At 73.1% G+C, this 21334-nt stretch carries 7 protein-coding genes; 1 reads left to right on the forward strand and 6 read right to left on the reverse strand.

Going from position 1 to position 21334, the window contains the following annotated elements; translation table 11 throughout:
• Both AS97_RS12465 and AS97_RS12470 read right to left on the reverse strand, forming a co-directional pair.
• Entirely contained in the window at positions 1–2328 is a 2328-nt protein-coding gene (locus AS97_RS12465) for an MMPL family transporter (RefSeq protein ID WP_210564897.1), read from the reverse strand.
• A 204-nt stretch (positions 2329–2532) separates the two neighbouring features.
• Positions 2533–16260, reverse strand: a complete 13728-nt coding sequence (locus AS97_RS12470; RefSeq protein WP_210564898.1) for a type I polyketide synthase — start codon at positions 16258–16260, stop codon at positions 2533–2535.
• Positions 16261–16689: 429 nt separating this feature from the next.
• Between AS97_RS12470 and AS97_RS12475 the strand changes: the two genes are divergently transcribed.
• The gene (locus AS97_RS12475) at positions 16690–17982 is read left to right on the forward strand and encodes a carboxymuconolactone decarboxylase family protein (protein ID WP_086709908.1); all 1293 of its coding nucleotides are present in this window, start codon (positions 16690–16692) and stop codon (positions 17980–17982) included.
• Between the two features lie 96 nt (positions 17983–18078).
• Here AS97_RS12475 and AS97_RS12480 read toward each other — a convergent pair whose 3' ends face one another.
• The 4 genes from AS97_RS12480 to AS97_RS12495 form a co-directional block, all read right to left on the reverse strand.
• Positions 18079–18756 (reverse strand): class I SAM-dependent methyltransferase, encoded by a 678-nt coding sequence (locus tag AS97_RS12480; protein ID WP_059146939.1) that lies wholly within the window; start codon positions 18754–18756, stop codon positions 18079–18081.
• 99 nt (positions 18757–18855) lie between these two features.
• On the reverse strand, positions 18856–19932 hold the full coding sequence (locus AS97_RS12485; protein ID WP_086709906.1) for an HAD-IIIC family phosphatase: 1077 nt from the start codon (positions 19930–19932) through the stop codon (positions 18856–18858).
• 27 nt (positions 19933–19959) lie between these two features.
• Positions 19960–21069, reverse strand: a complete 1110-nt coding sequence (locus AS97_RS12490) for an acyl-CoA dehydrogenase family protein (protein ID WP_125757491.1) — start codon at positions 21067–21069, stop codon at positions 19960–19962.
• On the reverse strand, positions 21062–21334 hold the full coding sequence (locus AS97_RS12495; protein ID WP_247204801.1) for an acyl carrier protein: 273 nt from the start codon (positions 21332–21334) through the stop codon (positions 21062–21064). The genes AS97_RS12490 and AS97_RS12495 overlap by 8 nt, the downstream gene beginning before the upstream one ends.

The raw sequence follows: 21334 nt of genomic DNA on the forward strand, positions 1-21334 counted from the left end.
TCAGCCCCGGGGCCGGCCGGCGGGGAGCGGCGCGGCCGCCGCGTCCGGCACGGTCGCGGCGGCCGGGACATGCCTGGTCAGTGCCTCACCCTCGATATCCACATTCGGCAGCACACGGTCGAGGATACGGGGCAGCCACCAGGCCCGGTGGCCGAGCAGCGCCAGGACCGCGGGCACGATCGCCATCCGGACCACGAAGGCGTCGAAGAGGACGGCGGCGGCCAGGCCGACGCCCATCGTCTGGATGGTCGGGCTGCTCATCCCGACGAATCCGGCGAACACGCTGATCATGATGATCGCCGCCGCGGCCACCACCCGTCCGCTGTGCCGGAAGCCGCTCACGATCGCCTCGCCGGGGGACGCCCCATGGACGTGGGCCTCCCGCATCCGGGTGAGGAGGAAGACCTCGTAGTCCATGGCGAGGCCGAAGACGATGCCGATGATGAGGATCGGCATCAGCGACATGACCGGTCCGGTCTGCTCGATGCCGAGCAGATCCGCCGCCCAGCCCCACTGGAAGACGGCGACGAGGACACCGAAGGCGGCACCCACCGACAGCAGGAAGCCGAGCGCGGCCTTGACCGGGACCAGGACCGAGCGGAAGACCACCAGCAGCAGGAGCACCGCCAGGCCGATGACCACGGTGAGATAGGGGATGAGGGCGTCGGACATGGCTTCGGAGATGTCGATGTTCATCGCGGTGGTGCCGGTCACCAGGATCGCGGCGCCCGTGTCGGCCTCGACGCCGGAGACCGCGCCCCGGATCGCGTGCACCAGGTCCTTGGTCTCGCCGCTGTTCGGCGCGGTCTCGGGGACGGCGGTGAGGATGGCCGTGTCCTTGGTCCGGCTGAGTGCCGGATCACCGACCGAGGCGATCCCGTCCACTCCCCGTAGGGTCGTGACGACCTGGTGTGTGGCGGCCCGGGTGTCCGCGGACTTCGAGGCGTCCACCACCACGGTCAACGGGCCGTTGAAGCCGGGACCGAAGCCTTCGGACAGCAGGTCGTAGGCGCGGCGCTGGGTGGTCTCCACCGACTTGGACTCGTCTCCGGGCAGCCCGAGTTCGAGGCTCAGCGCCGGCACGGCGACGGCGCCGAGGCCGAGTCCGGCGATCATCAGCACGGCCACCGGCCGGCGCAGCACGAACCGCGCCCAGCGGGTGCCCATGCGCTTCGCCGGCCTTGCCGCGATGGGTTGCCGGTCGCCTGCGGGTTCACCGTGGCCGGTCGCGTGATTCCCCGCGTCCCTTCGGGGCGCTCCCGCAGCCTTGCGGTGGGCGCGGGGCAGGATCCTTCCCCAAGCTCTCGGCTTCGCTCGAGCAGGGGATGCCCCATAGCCGAAGAGGCCGAACAGCGCGGGGACCAGGGTCAGTGCGACGAGCACGGCCAGGGCCACGGCGCCCGCGCCGCCCATGCCCATCTTGGTGAGTTCGGGGATTCCGACGACCCCCAGCCCGACCAGGGCGATGAAGACGGTGGCGCCGGCGAAGACGACGGCGGATCCGGCCGTGCCCACCGCCCGTCCGGCGGCCTCCTCCGGCTCGCTGCCCTGGGCGCACTCGTCACGGAAGCGGGAGGTGATGAAGAGGGCGTAGTCGATGCCGACCGCCAGCCCCAGCATCAGCGCCAGGATGGCGACGGTGGACGTCAGGCCCAGCGGCACGGCCAGCGCGGAGACCAGCCCGAAGGCGATGGCCACGCCCAACAGGGCGGTCAGCAGCGACAGTCCGGCCGCGACCAGCGACCCGAGGGCGAGGACCAGTACCACGGCCGCCACCGCCACGCCGATGAGCTCCGTCGTACCGCCCGGTTCCTCTTCAGAATCCAGCGCCGAGCCGCCGACCTCCACGGTCAGCCCCGCGTCCCGGGCCTGGTTCGCGGCGTCCTCGAGGGCGCTCTTCGTCGACTCGGTCAGGTCGACGGCGCCCTCGGTGTAGGTGATCGTGGAGTAGGCGATGGTGCCGTCCTCGCTGACCGCGCCGCTCTCATAGGGGTCGGTGGTCGACGCGACCTGATCGTCCCCGTCCAGCGAGCCGAGCGTGTCCTGGACGGCCGCCCTGTTCTCCCTGGCCGTCACCCGCTGCCCGTCCGGGGCCCGGAACACCAAACGGGCCTCGGCGCCCTGGGAGTTGCTCTCGGGGAAGCGCTCGTCCAGCAGGTCGAACGCCTTCTGCGATTCGGTGCCGGGCATGGAGAGGTCCTCTTCCTCCCCGGCCGGTGCCATGGCGGCGGCGGCCAGGGCCAGCACCAGGGCGCCCAGCCACAGACCGCCCACGAGCCGGCGCCGCCGGAAGGCCCACCGTCCGATCCGGTAAAGAAATGTCGCCACCTGTAGATCACTCCAGACGCCGTCGGGCAAGGGGAACGCGCGGGATTCACGCGCATTCCCACCCTTCCTTCCGGCGCCCCGCCGGGCATCGTCTCCCGCCGCCGTCTTCGCCTGGTGCGCCCGGACCAGCCACGCGCCTGTCCTGGTGCGTACGCACCACGGGCGGGGACGGGGCCATCCCCCGTCCCCGCCCGGAGAAGCCGTTCACCCCAGCTCGGTGAGCCAGTCGGTGATGTGGCCGGCGGCGGCGGGGGCGTGCTGGTTGACGAGGGTGAAGTGGTTGCCCGCAGTGGTGCGGGTGGTGGTGAGGTGGGGAAGGTCCGTCTGCCAGTCGTGCGGCACCGGGTCCGCCCCGGGTGCTGCGGGGAGCGGGTCCGAGGCGCGCAGGAGCAGGGTCGGGAAGGGCGTGGGTGCGGGGGTCCAGGTGTGGATGAGCCGTTCCATCCAGGCGTAGGCGGACAGGTCGGTGGCGGTGAAGCCGCCGGTGTGGTGCTCGCGCTCGTACAGGCCGTGCCACAGGTGGGGTTGGAGGGCGCGGGCGGCGGGGGATTCCAGGATGTAGGTGTCCAGGAGGACGACGGCCCGTACGGGCACCCCCTGATCCGCGAGACGGCGGGCGGTCTCATGGGCGAGGATGCCGCCGGACGAGGTGCCCAGGAGAATCAGGGGGTCGGTGGTGCTCGCGGCCGCGGCTTGGGCGAGCCCTTCGACGAGGGCTTCGCGAGTGGCGGGCAATGGCTCGTCGGCGCCGAAGCCGGGGGGCGTCAGGCAGGAGACGTCCCAGGTGTCGGGGAGCGCCCCGGCCAGGGCGAAGTAGGTGTCGGGTCCGGTCAGGGGCACGATGGGGGCCACGCAGACCAGCCGGGTGCCCGAGGTGCCGGTGGTGAGCCGGTCCAGAGTGGATGGCATGGGCCCGGTGCTCTTGGGCCGGAGGGCGGCGAGGTCGAGGAGCAGGGTTTCGGCCTCGTTCCTGCGGCCCGTCCGCACGGCGTCGCGGTGGAGGCGGGCGACCAGATCGGTCGTCGGGTTCGCGACGGGGCCATGGTCCTCGGCCCGCGGCGTGGCGAGGTGGTCGAGGAGATGACCGGCCAGGTCGGCCGGGGTGGGGTGGGTGAGGACGACGGTGCTGGGCAGTGTCGTGCCCATCGCGGCGGCGAGTCGGTTGCGCAGGTCGATGGCGGCGAGCGAGTCCATGCCGTGGTCGCGGAAGGCGGAGTGTTCCTCGATGGCCTCGCCGGATGAGTGGCCGAGGGCGACCGCGGTCTCGCTCCGCACCAGGTCGAGGAGGAGTCGCCGCGCCTCCGCGGGTGGCAGGCGCCGCAGCCGTGCCGTGAAGTCGCCGTGTCCGCCTGCGGGTTCGGGCTCGGTGAGCTTGGCTGCCTCCGGCAGCTCGCTGAAGAACGGGCGGGGCGCGGCCTCGGTGATGACGGGGAGATGGCGGTCCCAGTCGATGTCGGCGACCGTCAGCGCGGTCTCCTGTTCATGCAGCGCCTGGGCGAGCGCGGCCAGGGCCAGGTCGGCGTCGAGGAAGGACATTCCGCTGCGCAGGAGTCGCTCGCGGTCGTGCTCGCTCATCCGCCCGCGCGCCTCCTCCCAGGGGCTGTAGGCAATCGCCGTCGCACGGGCGCCGCGGGCGCGGCGCTGGGAGGCCAGCGCTTCCAGATACGCGTTGGCCGCCGCCTGTGCGGCGTGGTGGCCGATGCCCCAGACGCCGGAGATCGAGGAGAACAGCACGAAGGCGTCCAGGCCGGTGTCATCGAGCAGTTGGTCGAGGTGCGCGGCGCCGGCCACCTTGGTGTGCAGCGCCTCGGCGAAGTGGTCGGGGCCGGCCGTGGAGAGCGGGCCCAGCGGGCTCGTCCCGGCCGTGTGCACCACGGCGCGCACCGGATGGCCGTCCGCCGAGAGCCGGTCGAGCACGTCGGCCACGGCCCCCCTGTCGGTCAGCTCGCAGGGCACCACCTCGGCGGTCGTCCCCCGGGCGGTCAGCTCCGCCACCAGCTCCGCCGCGCCCGGTGCCGCCGGGCCACGACGGTTCATCAACACCAGGTGCTCCGCGCCCTGGTGGGCCAGCCATCGGGCGACCCGGCCGCCCAGCGCCCCGGTGCCGCCGGTGACCAGGGTCGTGCCGCGGGGCGTCCAGGTGCCGGGCGAGTCGGCTCGTGCCGGTGCCCGCACCAGTCGCCGGACGAGGACGCCCGAGGGACGCACCGCCGCCTGGTCCTCCCCCGGGTCCGCCGAGAGCAGCGCGGCGAACCGCCCGGCCGCCTCGGGGTCGAGGCGCTCGGGGAGGTCGGCGGGACCGCCGCGCAGCGACGGTGCCTCCAGGGCCGCGGTCCTGGCGAGTCCGAGGACCATCGCCTGCCGAGGGTCGCGGACCGGGTCGGCCGGTCCGGTGGAGACCGCGCCGCGGGTCACCGTCCACAGCGGCACCTCGGCCCCGGCCGCCATCAGCGCCTGGACCAGCGACACGCTGAGTACCAGACCGGCGGGCAGCGCCGGTTCGCCGCTGTCCGCGTCCTCGGCGGCCGCGAGCAGCGACACCACCCCGGCCACCCGGTCGAGGCCGACGTCGGCGAGCTGTGCGGCCAGCGCCTCCGGGCCGGTGCGGGTCCCGTCGAGGACGACACGGCGCGCCTGGGCGCCGTGTGCGGTCAGGGCGGCCACCACATCCGTGTCGTCGATGGAGCCGGTGGTGAGGACCAGCCAGGTTCCGGTCAGTGCGGGACCGGCGGGGACGCGCAGGGGTGTCCACACCGTCCGGTAGCGCCGTCGGCCGGCCAACGTGTGCTCGTCCTGCCGCCGGCGCCACGCCGACAGCGCGGGGAGCACCGAGTCGAGCGCGCCCTTGCTCTCGGGTTCGAGACCGATCAGCGTGGCGACCGCGGCGCTGTCTCCCTGGTCCACGGCGGTCCACAGCGGCTGGTCGGCGCCTTCGGCGGTGCCGGTCGGCGAGGTGGACGGGGCGGGCGGGGCGATCCAGTACGACTCGTGCTGGAAGGCGTAGGTGGGCAGGTCGACCGTGCGGCCGCCGGGGAGCGCCCTGGTCCAGTCGACGGGCACGCCGTGGGCGTACGCCTCCCCGAGCGAGCGCAGGACCCGGTCCCATCCGCCGTCGTCCCGGCGCAGGGTGCCCAGCGTGACCGCCGGGCTGCCCGCGTCCTCGATCAGCTCGCTGGTGCCGACCGCGAGCACCGGATGCGGGCCGACCTCGATCATGACCCCGTAGCCGTCGCGCAGGAGACCGGTCATCGTCTCGGCGTAGGACACGGTCTGCCGCAGGTTCCGGCACCAGTACCGGGCGTCCAGCTCCTCGGTGTCGAGACGGCCCCCGGTCACCGTGGAGTAGAACGGCACCTCCGACGGCCGGGGCCGCACCGGAGCCAGCAGTTCCAGCAACTCGGCCTCGATCTCGTCGATATGGGCCGAGTGGGCGGCGAAGTCCACCCCGGCCAGCCGCCAGCGCATGATCCTGGCGGTGGACAGACCGCGCTCGACCTGGTCGAGGGCGGCCGAATCGCCGGAGAGGGTCACCGTCTTCGGTCCGTTGACCGCCGCGATGGACACCGCGCCGGACACCTCGTCCAGCAACTCACCGATCCGCTCCGGCGATGCCATCGCCGACATCATCGCGCCGCGTCCGGACAGGCGCTCGTGGATGAGCCGGCTGCGCAGCGCCACCACGCGGGCACCGTCGTCCAGCGACAGGCCGCCGCTGACGCAGGCGGCGGCCACTTCGCCCTGGGAGTGGCCGACGACGGCGGCGGGCTCGACACCGAACGAGCGCCACAGCGCGGCGAGCGAGACCATGACCGTCCACAGCACGGGCTGGAGCACATCGGGGCGCTTCTCGATCGGCGGCGCGCCGGGCTCACCGCGGAGCACATCGGTGGGCGACCAGTCGAGGTACGGGGCCAGAGCCGCCTCGCAGTCGGCGACGCGCGCGGCGAAGACGGGCGAGACATCGAGCAGTTCGGCCGCCATCCCGGCCCACGCCGCGTCCTGACCGGGGAAGACGAAGACCACCGGGCCGCGCTCGGACGCCGTGCCGCGCACCGCCGCGGGATCCGAGGTGCCCTCGGCCAGGGCCGCCAGGCTTCCGCGCAGCGCCACGGAGTCCTCGCCGACCAGCACCGCCCGATGTTCGAAGGCGGCACGGGTCGTGGCCAGGGAATGTCCGATGTCCACCGGACGCGCCCCCGGATGGGCGTCCAGATGTGCGAGCAGTTTCGCGGCCTGGGCGCGCAGCGCTCCGGCCGACTTGCCCGCCAGCGGCCATGCCACCGGCCCGTCCCCTACCGGATCCGGGACCGGGCCGGTGGACACCGGGGCCTGCTCCAGTACGGCGTGGGCGTTGGTCCCGCTCATGCCGAACGCGGAGACCGCGGCCCGCCGCGGACGGCCGAGGTCGGGCCACGGTGCCCCCTCGGTCAGCAGCTCGACCGCGCCCGAGTCCCAGGCGATACGGGAGGACGGCTCGGCGGCGTGCAGCGTCTTCGGCAGGACGCCGTGCCGCATCGCCATCACCATCTTGATGACACCCGCGACACCGGCGGCCACCTGGGTGTGTCCGATGTTGGACTTGACCGAGCCGACCAGCAGCGGCGGGTTGTCGCCCCGGTCCTGGCCGTAGGTGGCCAGCAGCGCGTGTGCTTCGATCGGATCGCCCAGTGCGGTGCCGGTGCCGTGTGCCTCGACCACGTCGACGTCGGACGCCGCGAGACCGCTGTTGGCGAGGGCCTGGCGGATGACCCGCTGCTGCGCGGGCCCGCTCGGCGCGGTCAGCCCGTTGGAGGCGCCGTCGGAGTTCACCGCCGACCCGCGCACGACCGCCAGCACCTGGTGGCCGTTGCGGACCGCGTCCGAGAGCCGCTCCAGCACCAGGAGACCGGCGCCTTCGGCGATGCCCATGCCGTCCGCCGACTCGGCGAACGCCTTACTCCGTCCGTCGGGCGCCATGACCCGGTGCCTGCTCAGCGAGACCAGCAGGTCCGGTCCGGTCAGCACGGTGGCACCGCCCGCGAGGGCCAGGGTGCTCTCCCCCGAGCGCAGCGACTGGCACGCCATGTGCAGCGCGACCAGGGACGCCGAGCAGGCGGTGTCCACCGTCACGGCCGGCCCGTGGAGGTCGAACAGATAGGCCAGACGGCCCGAGAGCACGCTGGGGAGCGTGCCGGTGAGCTGGTAGCCGTCGGAGTCCGCCGACACCCCCGTGCCGTAACTCTGGGCGGTCGCCGAGACGAAGGTGCCGGTCAGGCTGGACCGCAGGGACGCGGGGTCGATCCCGGCGCGTTCGAACGCCTCCCAGGTGAGCTCCAGCAGCATCCGCTGCTGCGGGTCCATCGAGACCGCCTCCCGTGGGGAGATGCCGAAGAACGCCGCGTCGAACTCGCCCGCGCCGTCGACGAAGCCACCCGCCGCCGAGTACGTCGTGCCCGTCCGCTCCGGGTCGGGGTGGTACGCGCCCGCGTCCCAGCCGCGGTCGGCGGGCAGCGGGGAGATGGCGTCCGTGCCCTCGGTCAGCAACTCCCACAGGTCCTCGGGCGAGCGCACCCCGCCGGGGAAACGGCAGCTCATTCCGATGATCGCGATCGGTTCCGCGTCGGCCGCCCCGGCTCCCGTACCACCGGCCGTGACCGCGGCCGGTACGGCGCTCCCCCGCCGCTCGTCGGGCTCGCCGCCCAGCTCGGCCCACAGATGACCGGCCAGGGCCTCCGGTGTCGGATGGTCGTAGATCAGGGTCGAGGGCAGGCTCAGGCCCGTCCGCTTGCGCAGGCCGTCCCGCAACTGGCCGGCGGTCAGGGAGTCGAAGCCCATGTCCTTGAACGTCCGCCCGCCCCCGGCCGCCGCCGGACCCGCGAGCCCGAGCACCGAACCCACCTGCTCACGGACGAGCTGGAGCAGGGTGTCCCGGGCCCGGTCGGCCGTCAGCCCGGTCAGCAGGCCGGAGCCGCCACCGGTGGCGGCGGCCCGGCGGACGGAGCCGACCGGGACCAGGCCGCGGAGGACGGCGGGCACGGTGCCACGCGCCCGCAGGGCGGCCCGGTCGACGCGGGTGGCGAGGACGGACGCCTCGCCCACCGCGCCCGCGGCGTCGAAGCAGGCCAGTCCCTGGTCGACGGTGAGCGTCGGCAGCCCGGCCGCGGCGATCCTGCGGAGCTGAGCGGCGCTCAGCCCGGCGGACATACCGCCGCTCTGCGGCCAGAGCCCCCAGCCGATGGACAGGCCCGCGACCCCCGCCGCGGTCCGCCGCCGCGCCAGCGCGTCCAGGAACGCGTTGGCCGCGGTGTAACCGGCCTGCCCCGCGTTGCCGAGGACACCGAACACCGACGAGAACATCACGAACGCGGTCAGATCGTGGTCGCGGGTCAGTTCATGCAGATGCCAGGCGCCGTCCAGCTTCGGACGGAACACCGTGTCCAGCCGATCGGGGGTCAGCGCCCCGACCAACCCGTCGTCGAGCACACCGGCGGCGTGCACCACACCGGTCAGCGGATGCTCGGCCGGGATCGCCGCCAGCAGGGCGGCCACGGCCGCGCGGTCGGAGACGTCGCAGGCGGCGGCGGTCACCCGCGCGCCCTGCCCGGTCAGCTCGGCCACCAGTGCGTCGGCACCCTCGGTGCCGGCGCCGCGACGGCCGGCCAGCACCAGGTGGCGCACCCCGTGCGCGGTGACCAGGTGCCGGGCCACCAGCGCGCCGAGACCGCCCAGCCCGCCGGTGACCAGCACGGTGCCGTCACCACCCCAGACGGTGCCCGGCGCGGACGGGTCCGGGGCACCGATGGAAGCCAGCCGAGGGATGAGCAACTCCCCGGCGCGCACCGCTAGTTCGGGCTCATCGCAGTCCAGCGCCGCACGCAGTGCCCCGGTGGCGGCCGCCACCGGATCCCCGGTCTCGGCGGGGTCGAGGTCGAGCAGGACGAACCGGTCGGGGCTCTCCTGCCGGGCCGACCGCACCAGCCCCCACACCGCGGCCGCCACCACGTCAGGGGCCGTACCGGTGGTGGTGGCCACCGCGCCTCGGGTCACGAACACCACGCGAGCGGGCCGGCTCCCGCCGGTCGCGTCCGCGTCGTCCGCGTCGCCTGTGTCGCCTGTGTCGCCTGTGTCGCCTGTGTCGCCTGTGTCGTCGTTCAGGTGGTGCCGCAGCGTCTCGAGTACGGACGCGGTGACCGCACGGACCGCCTCCGGCACCGGCACACCGGCCGGTGCGGCGACCGGGACCAGCACCGCCTCCGCGGCGCTCACCGGGTCGTGCCCACCGGCCTCCGGCACCGGGGCGGGCAGCCAGTCCAGGCGCAGCAGCGGCCGCGCCGCCGTGGTCGGTGTGCGGTGGACGTCCGGCGTACGCAGCGTCAGCGTGCGCGCCGACACCACCGGATGGCCCTGGGTGTCCACCGCGCTGAGCGTGACCGTGTCCTCGCCCGTCGCGCGCAGCCGCACCCGCAGCACCGACGCGCCCACGGCGTGCAGGGACACCCCGGACCAGGTCGACACCTCGGAGCGAGCCGAGGCCCGCGCCCCGCCGTCGGGCCCGGTCCACGACGCGAGGTGCAGCGCCGCGTCCAGCAGCGCCGGATGGAGGCGGAAGGCATCGGCCTCGTAGGCGAGGTGCTCGGGGAGGACGACCTCGGCCAGCACCTCGTCCCCGGCCCGCCAGACCGCCCGGACGGCCCGGAACGACGGCCCGTGGGCGAGCCCGGCCTCGCGCCGCCGCTCGGAGAAGTCATCGAGGTCGACGGGTACGGCGTCCGCGGGCGGCCACGCCGACGCGGCACGAACACCAGCACCAGCGCCGACACCGGCACCGGCACCGGCACCGGGTGTGCCCGGCGCGAGCGTGCCGGTGGCGTGCCGCGTCCAGGGCGCGTCCGGCGTGTCGGTGGGCCGCGCGTAGATGGCCAGGGTGCGTCGGCCGCCGTCGCCGGGGCCGCCGAGCGCGACCTGGATCCGCACACCGTCGTCGTCCTGCCCGGGCAGCACCAGCGGGGCGGCCAGGGTGAGTTCCTCGACGAGACCACAGCCGGCCTCGTCGCCCGCGCGCACCGCCAGCTCGATGAATCCGGCGCCGGGGAAGGTCTTGTGACCGGCCACCACATGGTCGGCCAGCCACGGCTGCGCCGCCACCGACAGCAGCCCGGTGCACAGCAGACCACCGGTCTCGGGCAGCTCCACGACCGCGCCCAGCAGCGGATGTGCCACACCGCCGAGCCCGGCCGGGACCGCGCCCGCCGAGGTGTTGCCGAGGGGCGCGGTCCAGTACCGCTCCCGCTGGAACGCGTAGGTGGGCAGCGCGACCCGGCGCGCGCCGGTCCCGGTGAACAGCTCGGCCCACCGCACCTGTACGCCCCGCACATACAGCCGGGCGGCCGCCGCCAGCGCGGTGGACTCCTCGTCGCGGTCCTTGCCCAGCAGCGGCACGGCCTCCACGCGCGCCACATCGGGCAGGGCGTCCTGCGCCAGCACCGACAGCGTGGCGTCCGGGCCCAGTTCGAGGAAGGTGTGCGCACCGGCCCGCGCCGCGGCGCCGACCGCGTCGGCGAACCGCACCGTCGTCCTGACGTGCCGCACCCAGTAGTCGGGGGTACGGATCCGCTCCGCGGCGATCCGCTCACCGGTGACGGTCGAGACGATCGGGATGCGCGGCTCGCCGAAGGCCAGGCCCTCGACGACCGCGCGGAAGCTGTCCAGCATCGGCCTCATCAGCGGGGAGTGGAACGCGTGGCTGACCCGCAGCCGGGTGGCCTTGCGGCCGTCGGCCGCGAACCGGTCCGCGATGGCCTCGACCGCGTCGGCCTCCCCGGACACCACCACCGCCTCGGGGCCGTTGACCGCGGCGAGTCCCACATGGTCCCCGGAGCCGGTGAGCAGCGCGGCCACCTCGTCCTCGGTGGCCCGCAGCGCGACCATGGCGCCGCCTTCGGGCAGCGCCTGCATCAGCCGTCCGCGGGCGGCGACGAGGGTGCACGCGTCGGGCAGGGACAGCACCCCGGCCACATGGGCCGCCGCGATCTCGCCGACCGAATGCCCGACCAGCAGATCCGGTGCCGTCCCCCACGACTCCACCAGCCGGTAGAGGGCCACTTCGAGGGCGAACAGCGCGGGCTGGGCGTATTCGGTGCGGTTCAACAGCTCCGCGTCGTCGCCGAACACCGCCTCCCGCAGCGGCCGTTCCAGCTCGCCGTCCAGCAACGCGCAGACCTCGTCCCACGCCGCCGCGAACACGGGGAACCGACCGTGCAGTTCGCGCCCCATGCCCAGCCGCTGGGCGCCCTGACCGGCGAACAGCAGCACCAGCGGGCCGGGGTCCCCCGCCATGCCCTCGGCCACCTTCATGGGCACGGGCCGCGTGTCGCCGTCTCCCGTATGGTCCGTCGCGGCCAGGAGGACCGCTCGATGCTCCAGCTCGGAACGGGTGGTCGCGAGCGAGTAGCCGATGTCGGCCGCCGCCGCGCCGGTGTCGGCCACGAACGCGGCCAGCCGGTCCAGTTGCGCCTCCAGTGCCGCCTCGGTACGAGCCGACACCGGCCACGGCACCACGTCCGGCCCGGTCTGCGACCGCGGCCCGCCCGAGGGCCGCTCGGCGGTCTCATCGGTACGGTCCCGTGGCGGCTGCTCGATGATCACATGCGCGTTGGTGCCGCTGATCCCGAACGACGACACGCCCGCGCGGCGCGGCCGCTCGGCCGGTGGCCACAGGGTGGGCCCGGTGAGCAGCTCCACCGCCCCCGCCTCCCAGTCCACCTGCGACGACGGCGCGTCCACATGCAACGTGCGCGGCAGTACGCCGTGCCGCATCGCCAGGATCATCTTGATGACGCCCGCGACACCTGCGGCGGCCTGCGTATGCCCGATGTTGGACTTGAGCGACCCCAGCAGCAGCGGGCGGTCCGGATCCCGGTCCCGCCCGTAGGCGGCGAGCAGCGCCTGGGCCTCGATCGGGTCGCCCAGCCGGGTGCCGGTGCCGTGCCCCTCCACCGCGTCCACATCCGACGGGACCAGTCCGGCACCGGCCAGCGCCTGGCCGATCACCTGCCGCTGCGAGGCTCCGTTGGGCGCGGTCAGGCCGTTCGACGCGCCGTCGGAGTTGACCGCGGAGCCGCGCAGGACGGCCAGCACCCGGTGGCCGGCCCGGGTCGCGTCGGAGAGCCGTTCCAGCACCAGGACGCCCACGCCCTCGGACCAGCCGGTGCCGTCCGCGGCCTCCGCGTACGCCTTGCAGCGGCCGTCGGGCGACAGACCGCCCTGCCGGGCGAACTCCACGAAGGTGCCGGGCTCCGACATGACGGTGACACCACCGGCCAGCGCCAGGGAGCACTCGCCATTGCGCAGCGCCTGCGCCGCCAGATGCAGCGCCACCAGCGACGATGAGCAGGCCGTGTCGACGGTCAGCGCGGGCCCGCGCAGCCCCAGGGCGTAGGCGATCCGGCCGGACAGCACGCTCGGCGAGGTGCCGGTGAGCCGATATCCCTCCGCGGCGCCGGAGCTGTCCTTCAGGCGCGGACCGTAGTCCTGGGCCATCGCGCCCATGAACACGCCGGTCCGGCTGCCGTGCAGGGACGACGGGGCGATCTCGGCCCGTTCGACCGCCTCCCAGCTCATCTCCAGCGCCAGCCGCTGCTGGGGGTCCATGGCTTCCGCCTCACGCGGCGAGATCCCGAACAGCGTCGCGTCGAAACGGTCCGCGTCGTAGAGGAATCCGCCCGCCCTGCCGGCCGCCGTCATCTCCGGCGCCCATCCCCGGTTGGCGGGCAGGTCGGAGACGGCGTCGACTTCGCCCGACACCAGATCCCACAGTCCCTCCGGGGAGTTCACCCCGCCCGGGTAGCGGCAGGCCATGCCCACGATCACCACCGGGTCGTCCGCGGGGACGGCGCGGGATGCGGGCGACGCGCCGACAGTCAGCGGGCCGGTGAGCTCCGTGGCCAGATGGTCCGCGCACGCGTCGGGCGTGGGGTGGTCGAACAGCACGGTGTTGGGCACTCGCAGCCCGGTCGCGGCCTTCAGCCGGGTCGCCAGCTCCACCGTCATCGCCGAGTCGAAACCCAGCTCCTTGAAGGACCGCGCCGGATTCACCCGCTCCGCGGAGGCGAATCCCAGCACCACGGCCGTCTCCGTGCGCACCAGCCGCCCCAGGTCGGGGCGGGTCCACGAAGTGCCGGATTCGACACGCTCCGGCTCCGGTTCCGGCTCCGGCTCCAGGTCGGTGGCGTGTTCGGCCACGGCCGCCGGAACGGCCGCGGTGGCGCCCCCGGCGGGCTCCGGGAGCCAGTACCGCTCCCGCTGGAATCCGTACGTCGGCAGGGCCACCCGCCGGGCGTCGGCCCCGGCGAACGGCCGCGCCCAGTCGACCGGCACCCCGCGCACGTACACCTCGGCCAGACAGCTCAGGAACCGGTCCATCCCGCCCAGTTCGCGCCGCAGCGTGCCGACGGCGAGCGCCCGGACGTCGGCCGCGTCGATGGCCTCCTGCACGGCGGGGGTCAGCACCGGGTGGGAGCTGACCTCGACGAAGACCCGGTGGCCCTGGCCGAGCAGCTCCCGGACGGCCGGTTCGAAGGCGACGGTCTGCCGCAGATTGCGGTACCAGTACCCGGCGTCCATGCCGGTGGTGTCCAGCCACTCGCCGGTCACCGTGGAGAAGAACGGCACGTCGGCCCGGCGCGGGGCGATGCCCTCCAGCGCGGCCGACAGCTCCTCGCGCACCGGCTCCACCTGCGCCGAGTGCGAGGCGTAGTCAATCGCGATCCGCCGCACCCGCACATCCGCGCCCGCGAGTTCCGTCAGCAGCTCGTCCAGCGCCTCCAGCTCGCCGGAGACCACCACCGAGCCGGGCCCGTTCACCGCCGCGATCGACACCCGGCCGTCCCAGCGGCCCAGCCGCGCCTCGGCCTCGGCCCGCGGCAGCGCCACCGACAGCATGCCGCCCGCCCCCGAGAGGCGGCGTACGATGGCCTGGCTGCGCAGTGCCACCACGCGGGCCGCGTCCTCCAGCGACAGCGCACCGGACACGCACGCCGCCGCGATCTCCCCCTGCGAATGGCCCAGCACCGCGTCCGGGACCACCCCGTGCGCCCGCCACACCGCCGCGAGGGAGACCATCACCGCCCAGGAGGCGGGCTGGACCACATCGTCCCGTTCCAGCGACGGGGCGCCCTCGGCCTGTCGCAGCACCTCCGGCAGCGACCAGTCCACATGGGGCGCGAGCGCGGCGGCGCATTCGGCCAGCCGCTCGGCGAAGACCGGGGACTCCGCCATCAACCGGACACCCATGCCCGCCCATTGCGAACCCTGGCCGGGGAAGACGAACACCGTGCGGCCCTCGACATCGGCCACTCCCCGCACCACGCCCGGCGCGGACTCGCCGTCGGCCAGGGCCGCCAGCGCGCCCAGGGCCTCCGGCCGGTCCGGCGCGAGGACGACGGCGCGGTGGTCGAACGCGGTCCGGGTGGTGGCGAGGGAGAAGCCCACGTCCACCGGATCGAGCCGCTCGTGCTCCGCCAGATGGGAGGCGAGGCGGGCGGCCTGTGTGCGCAGCGCGTCCCGGGTCCGGCCCGACAGCGGCCATGGCACGGCGCCACCCGCCACCGGGGCACCGTCCGCCGTGTCCGAGCCCATGTCGGTCGGCTCGGTGGCGGACACCACCAGATGGCAGTTGGTGCCGCCCATGCCGAACGACGAGACTCCGGCCAGGGCACGGCCGTCGCGGTAGGGCCACGGACGGGTCACCGACACCACGTCCAGGTGCCACTCGTCGAAGCGGATCCGCGGATTGGGCCGGGCGAAGTTCAGGCTGGCCGGAAGCTCGCCGTTCCGCAGCGACAGCACGACCTTCAGGAGGCCCACGATGCCCGCGGCGCCCTCCAGATGCCCCACGTTCGTCTTCGCCGAGCCGACCAGCAGCGGGCTGTCCGCGGCGCGGTCCGCTCCGTACACCGCGCCGAGCGCCGCCGCCTCCACCGGATCGCCCACCCGGGTGCCGGTGCCGTGCAGCTCCACATACTGGACCGCCGCCGGGTCGACCCCCGCACGTCGGCACGCCGCCGTCAGCACCGCCCCCTGCCCCTCGGGATCGGGGGTGGTCAGGCCCGCGCCGGGGCCGTCGTTGCCCACCGCGCTGCCCTCGATGACGCAGTAGATCTCGTCCCCGTCGGCCAGCGCGCTCGCCAGTGGTTTGAGCAGCACCATCCCCGCGCCCTCGCCGCGGGCATACCCATTGGCGCGCTCGTCGAAGGTGAAGCAGCGCCCGTCCGGGGACAGTGCGCCGAGCCGGGCCGCCGCCAGCGCGCTGTCCCGCACCAGGTTGAGATGCACACCGCCGGCCAGTGCCGTGGCCGACTCCCCGCGCCGCAGGCTCTCGCAGGCCAAGTGCACCGCGACCAGCGACGACGACTGCCCGGTGTCCACCACCAGGCTCGGCCCCCGCAGGCCCAGGAAGTAGGACACCCGGTTCGCGATCACGCTGCGGTTCAGTCCGGTGAGGGTGTGATGAGCGATGGCCGCGGGTCCCCTGCGCCGGTCCAGTACGCCGTAGTCGTCGGCGGTCACACCGATGAACACGCCGGTGTCCTCGCCCCGTACCTCGGCGGGCAGGACGCCCGCGTCCTCCAGGACCTCCCAGCCCAGCTCCAGCGCGAGCCGCTGCTGTGGGTCCATCGCCCGCGCCTCACGCGGCGAGATGCCGAAGAACTCGGCGTCGAAACGGTCGACTTCGTCCAGGAAGGCACCCCATCCGGTCTCGCCGGGGTCCGCCGCCTCGCCGTCGGTCCAGCGGCCCGGCGGCACCTGTGACACGGCGCTCCTCCCGCCGGTCAGCAACTGCCAGAAGCGCGCGGGATCCTGCGCGGACGGCAGCCGGCAGGACACCCCCACTACCGCGATGGCGGTGTCCTGCTGCTGGATTCGGCCAGCGGATATGGACTCAGGCCGGCTCATGGTGCCGCTCCCCACTCGTCGTCCTCACGGGCTCGGCAGGAGCGGCAAGTGCTGGCACACGCCGGGGCCCCAGAATCCGGCGACACCGGACTGCCGTTCAAGTCGTGATCAACAATGTGCGAAACAGTACATCTACGGTCGGCAGAAATCCCTGAGCCGCCAACGGAGCGGCGTGTCGCTCCCTTTGGGGCTATTCGTCGCCTCTTTCCCCCGCCATGGATGCATTCCGTGTCATTCCCGTCACCTTAGGCACGCGAAGGTTGCTGAGAATTCGCCTAGACCTCCGGTGTTTGAACGTCCGGGCAATCGCCTATCGTTGGGCGGGGTCGGCCGAAAAGAGCTGCCGAACGTCAAGCTGCCCGCTGCCCGACAGCCGACAGCGCGTCCGTCGAGACGCCGACGTGACAACACAAGCGCGAGGGTGAGGAAATGCGGCCCAGGATCGATCCGCAGGACGCGGACGACTTCGCCGTCACACCGGCCGGCCAGGTCTACCTCCAGGAGGTCAGCCAGTCCCTGAACGGGATCCTCGCGGACCGGCCGCCGCCGAACGTCCACCGGACCATCGCCAACCACCCGACGCTGCTGCCCGCGATGCAGCCGCTGATGTCTCATGTGGCGGGCGATATCCTCCCGCCGCGCGAGCGCGAGCTCGTCATCCTGCGGACGGCGTGGCGTTCACAGGCGTCGTACGTCTGGGCGCATCACCATGCGGCGGGGCTCTTCGTCGGGCTGACCGAGACGGAGATCGCCCGAGCCGCCTCGGAGGACGCCACCGGCTGGACGCCGTTCGAAGCCGCCCTGCTCACGGCGGTCGACGAACTCCACACCAAGTCGGCGATCTCGGACGGCACGTGGAAGCAGCTCGCCGAGCGCTACAGCGAGGAGCAGATCCTCGAACTGCTGGCCCTCGCCGGCACGTACAAGACCCTGGCGTTCATCCTGAATTCCTGCCTGGTCCCGGTCGACAGCTGGATGGAGCGTCCGGCGCTGCTGCCGGTGGACCCGGGACAGCTCACCTCCGGCAGACATGCCCGCCCGCGCGAGTCGCTTCCGGGATCGGGCGCCGAGACGTGGAACCGACGCATCGTGTTGCAGAACGACACCGGGCTCTCGCAGCTCACACCCTCGGCGGCCCAACCCGAGCCGCCACTTCATGAGATTCTCGTCCGCTATCCGGACCTGATGTCCACGGCCACGCAGGCCCACGAGACCGGCTCACCGCTCCTGCTGATCCGCAGGAACTCCTCGGACATCATGCCGGACACGGACGGCTACTCCTTCAGCGCCACTCATCTGTTCGCCGATTCCACGGGCGTCCCGATTCTCGCCGAAGTGGTGGAACCGCACGACACCTGGAACGCGCACAGCGCGCTGTCCAAAATTCTCGACTACGCGGGCAGCGGGGCCCGGCACTGGCCGCTCCACATACTCCAGCGCTCGCTCGAGTACACCGCGCAATTGCAGGACACCACCGCGGACGGTTTGCTGGCGGAGATGGGCTATCCGATCGACCAGGGCTCGTTCCTGCGCACGATCGAGGGGAATCTGGCCCTGGGCAGGCTCCGTATGGTCATTGTGGCCAGCCAATTCCCGCCCGAATTCAACCGGGTCATCTCGTTCCTCGGCCAGCAGCTCCGCCCCGCCGAGGTGTACGGCGTCGAACTGCGCCGCTTCTCCGACGGGTCCCACGCGGCGTACATACCGCGGGTGGTCACCTGAGCGGGGAAGCCTCCGCGGACGGCCGGGGCGGGCCGGGGCCGAGCCCCGGCCCGCCGTCAGCCATCCGTCGGCCGGTTCACTCACTCACCGGCCCGTTCACTCACCCGCGGGCGATTTCTTGCGGATCAGCGTGATGCCGTCCGCCATGGGGACCAGCGACATCTCGACCCGCGGATCGTCGTGGACCAGCTTGTTGAACGCGCGGATCCCGGCGGTGTCGACGTCCTGCGCCTCGGGGTCCACGACCTTGCCGAAGAACAGCGTGTTGTCGACCACGATCAGGCCGCGGTCGCCGAGGAGCGTCAGCGCCATCTCGTAGTAGTGCGGGTAGCCCTGCTTGTCGGCGTCGATGAACACGAAGTCGAATGTGCCGGGGCCCTCCTCCGCGAGGATCGCCTTGAGGGTGTCGGCCGCGTCGCCGACGCGCAGGTCGATCCGCCCCTCGACGCCGGCCTTGGCCCAGTAGTCGGCGCCGATGCTCGCCCAGCGGTCGGTGATGTCACAGGTGACGAGCTGTCCGCCGGGCGCGAGCGCACGGGCCAGGCACAGGGTGCTGTACCCGGTGAACGTGCCGATCTCCAGGATCCTCTTCGCCGGGGTGAGACCGGCCAGCAGCGTCAGGAGCTGGCCCTCCTCGGGCATGACCTGCATCGCGGTGCCCGCGGGAAGCTCCGCCGTCGTCTCGCGCAGCCGCCGCAGGACCTCGTCCTCGCGCAGGGAGAACTCCCGGATGTACTCCGAGAGCGCGGCCGGGAGACCTACCTGGTTCGCCATGCGTCATCCATCTTCTCTGGCTTCTGTGGCTTCTGTGGCTTCTCTGGTTCTTCTCACATCGGAACCGGCCGGGAGGTGGGCCTCCCGGCCGGCGCTGGCTCAGACGCCCTGGAGGCTGACGGCGTGCAGCTCCATGGTGGGCGGCGGGCCGGACGGCGCCGGGGACAGATGCAGCCGCTGGATCTCCTCCTGTGCGGGCGCGGGCAGTTCGGCCCGGCAGGCGCACGGATCGTCGGTGAAACCGGCGAAGCGGTAGGCGATCTCCATCATCCGGTTGCGCTCGGTCTGCCGGAAGTCGGCGGCCAGATGGACCCCCGCCTGGGCGGCCTGGTCGCCGAGCCAGCGCAGGATCGCCGAACCGGCGCCGAACGACACCACACGACACGACGTGGCCAGCAGCTTCAGGTGCCAGACGCCTTCGTGCTTCTCCAGCAGTTGGAGACCGACCGCACCATGCGGCCCGAACCGGTCGGTGAGCGTGGTCACCAGCACCTCATGGCGTGGATCGGCCAGCAGCGCCCGCAGATCGGTGATGGAGTAGTGCACACCGGTGGCGTTCATCTGGCTGGTGCGCAGCGTCAGCTCCTCCACCCGGGAGAGTTCCTCCTCGGTGGCGCGTCCGATGCGCATCACCAGTTCCAGCGAGCGCAGGAAGTCCTCGCTCGGCCCCTGGAACTGGGCCTCGGCCGCCTTCCGCTCGAATCCGGCCTGGTACATCTGGCGACGGCGGCGCGCGTCCACGGTCACCGTCGCCGGGTTGAACTCCGGCAGGGCGGAGAGCTCGGAGAGCCGCTCGGCGTCATAGCAGCGGACCTCCGGCAGATGGAACTGGACCTCGGCCCGCTCCGTCGGCTGGTCGTCGATGAAGGCGATCGTGCCGAGCGCGAAGTTGAGCTCGGTGGCGATCTCCCGCACCGAATCGGACTTCGGACCCCAGCCGATGTGCGGCAGCACGAAGTACTCGGCCACGCCCAGCGCCTCGAGCTGCTTCCACGCCAGGTCGTGATCGTTCTTGCTGGCCACCGACTGCAGGATGCCGCGGCTGTCCAGTTCGGCGATGAGTTCTCTGACCGGGGCGGGGAGCGTCACCGTCCCGTCCTCCAGCAACGTGCCCTGCCACAGGGTGTTGTCGAGGTCCCACACCAGGCACTTCACGATCGAGTTCTGTTCAGCCACGGCTCTTCCTTGTCTCGGGACGCCGACTCATGTCGCGGGCATCGACACGGCGTGGTCGGCGAGGATCAGCTGACAGATCTCCGTACTGCCCTCGATGAGTTCCATGAGCTTCGCGTCGCGGTACGCACGCTCGACCACATGGCCCTCGTGTGCCGCCGCCGAACCCAGCACCTGCACCGCCGTGGCGGCGCCCTGCGCGGCCTGGACGGCGCTCACCTGCTTGGCGAGGACGGTGGCGACGACCATCTCGGGAGAGCCGTCGTCCCAGCACCGGCTGGCGTGTTCACACACCCGGGTGGCGATCTGCTCGGAGGTCAGCAGAGTCGCCAGGTGGCGGGCGACGAGCTGGTGGTCCGCGAGCCGCTTTCCGAACTGCGTCCGGGTGCGGGCATGGCCGCGGGCGGCGTCGAGACAGGCCCGGAGGATGCCGACGCACCCCCAGGCGACCGAGATCCGCCCGTATGCCAGCGCGGTGGTCACCAGCAGCATCAGGGGCTGTCCGCCGCCGAGCACGGCGGTGGCGGGCAGCCGCACCTCGTCGAGCGTCACGTTCGCATGGCCGGCGGCCCGGCAGCCGGACGGCCGCGCCACCTGGGTCACGGTGACGCCCGGAGCCGAGGCGGGCACCACGACGGCGGCCGCGCCGGAGCCATAGCGGCCGACGACAACGATCAGGTCGGCGTAGTGGGCCGCGGTCGTCCAGACCTTCTGGCCGCGGACGATGACGGTGTCGTCGTCCCGCTCGATGGTCGTGGTCATCGCCGACAGGTCGCTGCCCGCCTCCGGCTCGCTGAACGCGACGGCGGCGAGCTGACCCCCGGCCAGTTTCGGCAGGTACTCGGCGTGCTGCTGCGCGCTGCCCAGGCGCTGAATGGTCCACGCGGCCATGCCCTGCGAGGTCATCACGCTCCGCAGGGAGCTGCACCGGCTGCCCACGAACGCGGTGAACTCGCCGTTCGCCGCGCTGCTCGCGCCGAGCCCGCCGGACGCCTCCGGCACCCCGGCGCACAGCAGGCCGCGAGCGGACAGCGTGCGCAGGACCTCGTCGGGGATCAGACCGGTCCGATCCCACTCAGCGGCCCGGTCGCCGACGAGGTCGTCGACGAGGTCCCGGGCGCCGGCGAGCGGCTCACTCATCGGCGGGCTTCTCGCCGCCGCGCAACCGCACCACCAGAGCGGTCATGGCCGCGATGGTCCGGAAGTTGTCCCGCTTGAGGTCGTCCCCCAGGATCTGCACGGAGAAGGCCTGTTCCAGATGGACGACGAGCTCCATCGCGAACATCGACGACACCAGCCCGGACCCGAAGAGGTCCTGGTCGGCAGGGACCTCCGCCTTCACCCGCTCCGAGACGAACGCCGTGATCGCCTGCTCGGTCGCCTCGGCGGTGACTGCCTGGTCCAT

Origin of the sequence: Streptomyces sp. AgN23, assembly GCF_001598115.1 — a bacterium.
Lineage (GTDB): Bacteria > Actinomycetota > Actinomycetes > Streptomycetales > Streptomycetaceae > Streptomyces > Streptomyces antimycoticus.

Coding starts and splice junctions, on each gene's coding strand:
- AS97_RS12470 (WP_210564898.1), bottom strand. CDS start 16,260: ATGAGCCGGCCTGAGTCCATATCCGCTGGCCGAATCCAGCAGCAGGAC.
- AS97_RS12475 (WP_086709908.1), top strand. CDS start 16,690: ATGCGGCCCAGGATCGATCCGCAGGACGCGGACGACTTCGCCGTCACA.
- AS97_RS12480 (WP_059146939.1), bottom strand. CDS start 18,756: ATGGCGAACCAGGTAGGTCTCCCGGCCGCGCTCTCGGAGTACATCCGG.
- AS97_RS12490 (WP_125757491.1), bottom strand. CDS start 21,069: ATGAGTGAGCCGCTCGCCGGCGCCCGGGACCTCGTCGACGACCTCGTC.
- AS97_RS12495 (WP_247204801.1), bottom strand. CDS start 21,334: ATGGACCAGGCAGTCACCGCCGAGGCGACCGAGCAGGCGATCACGGCG.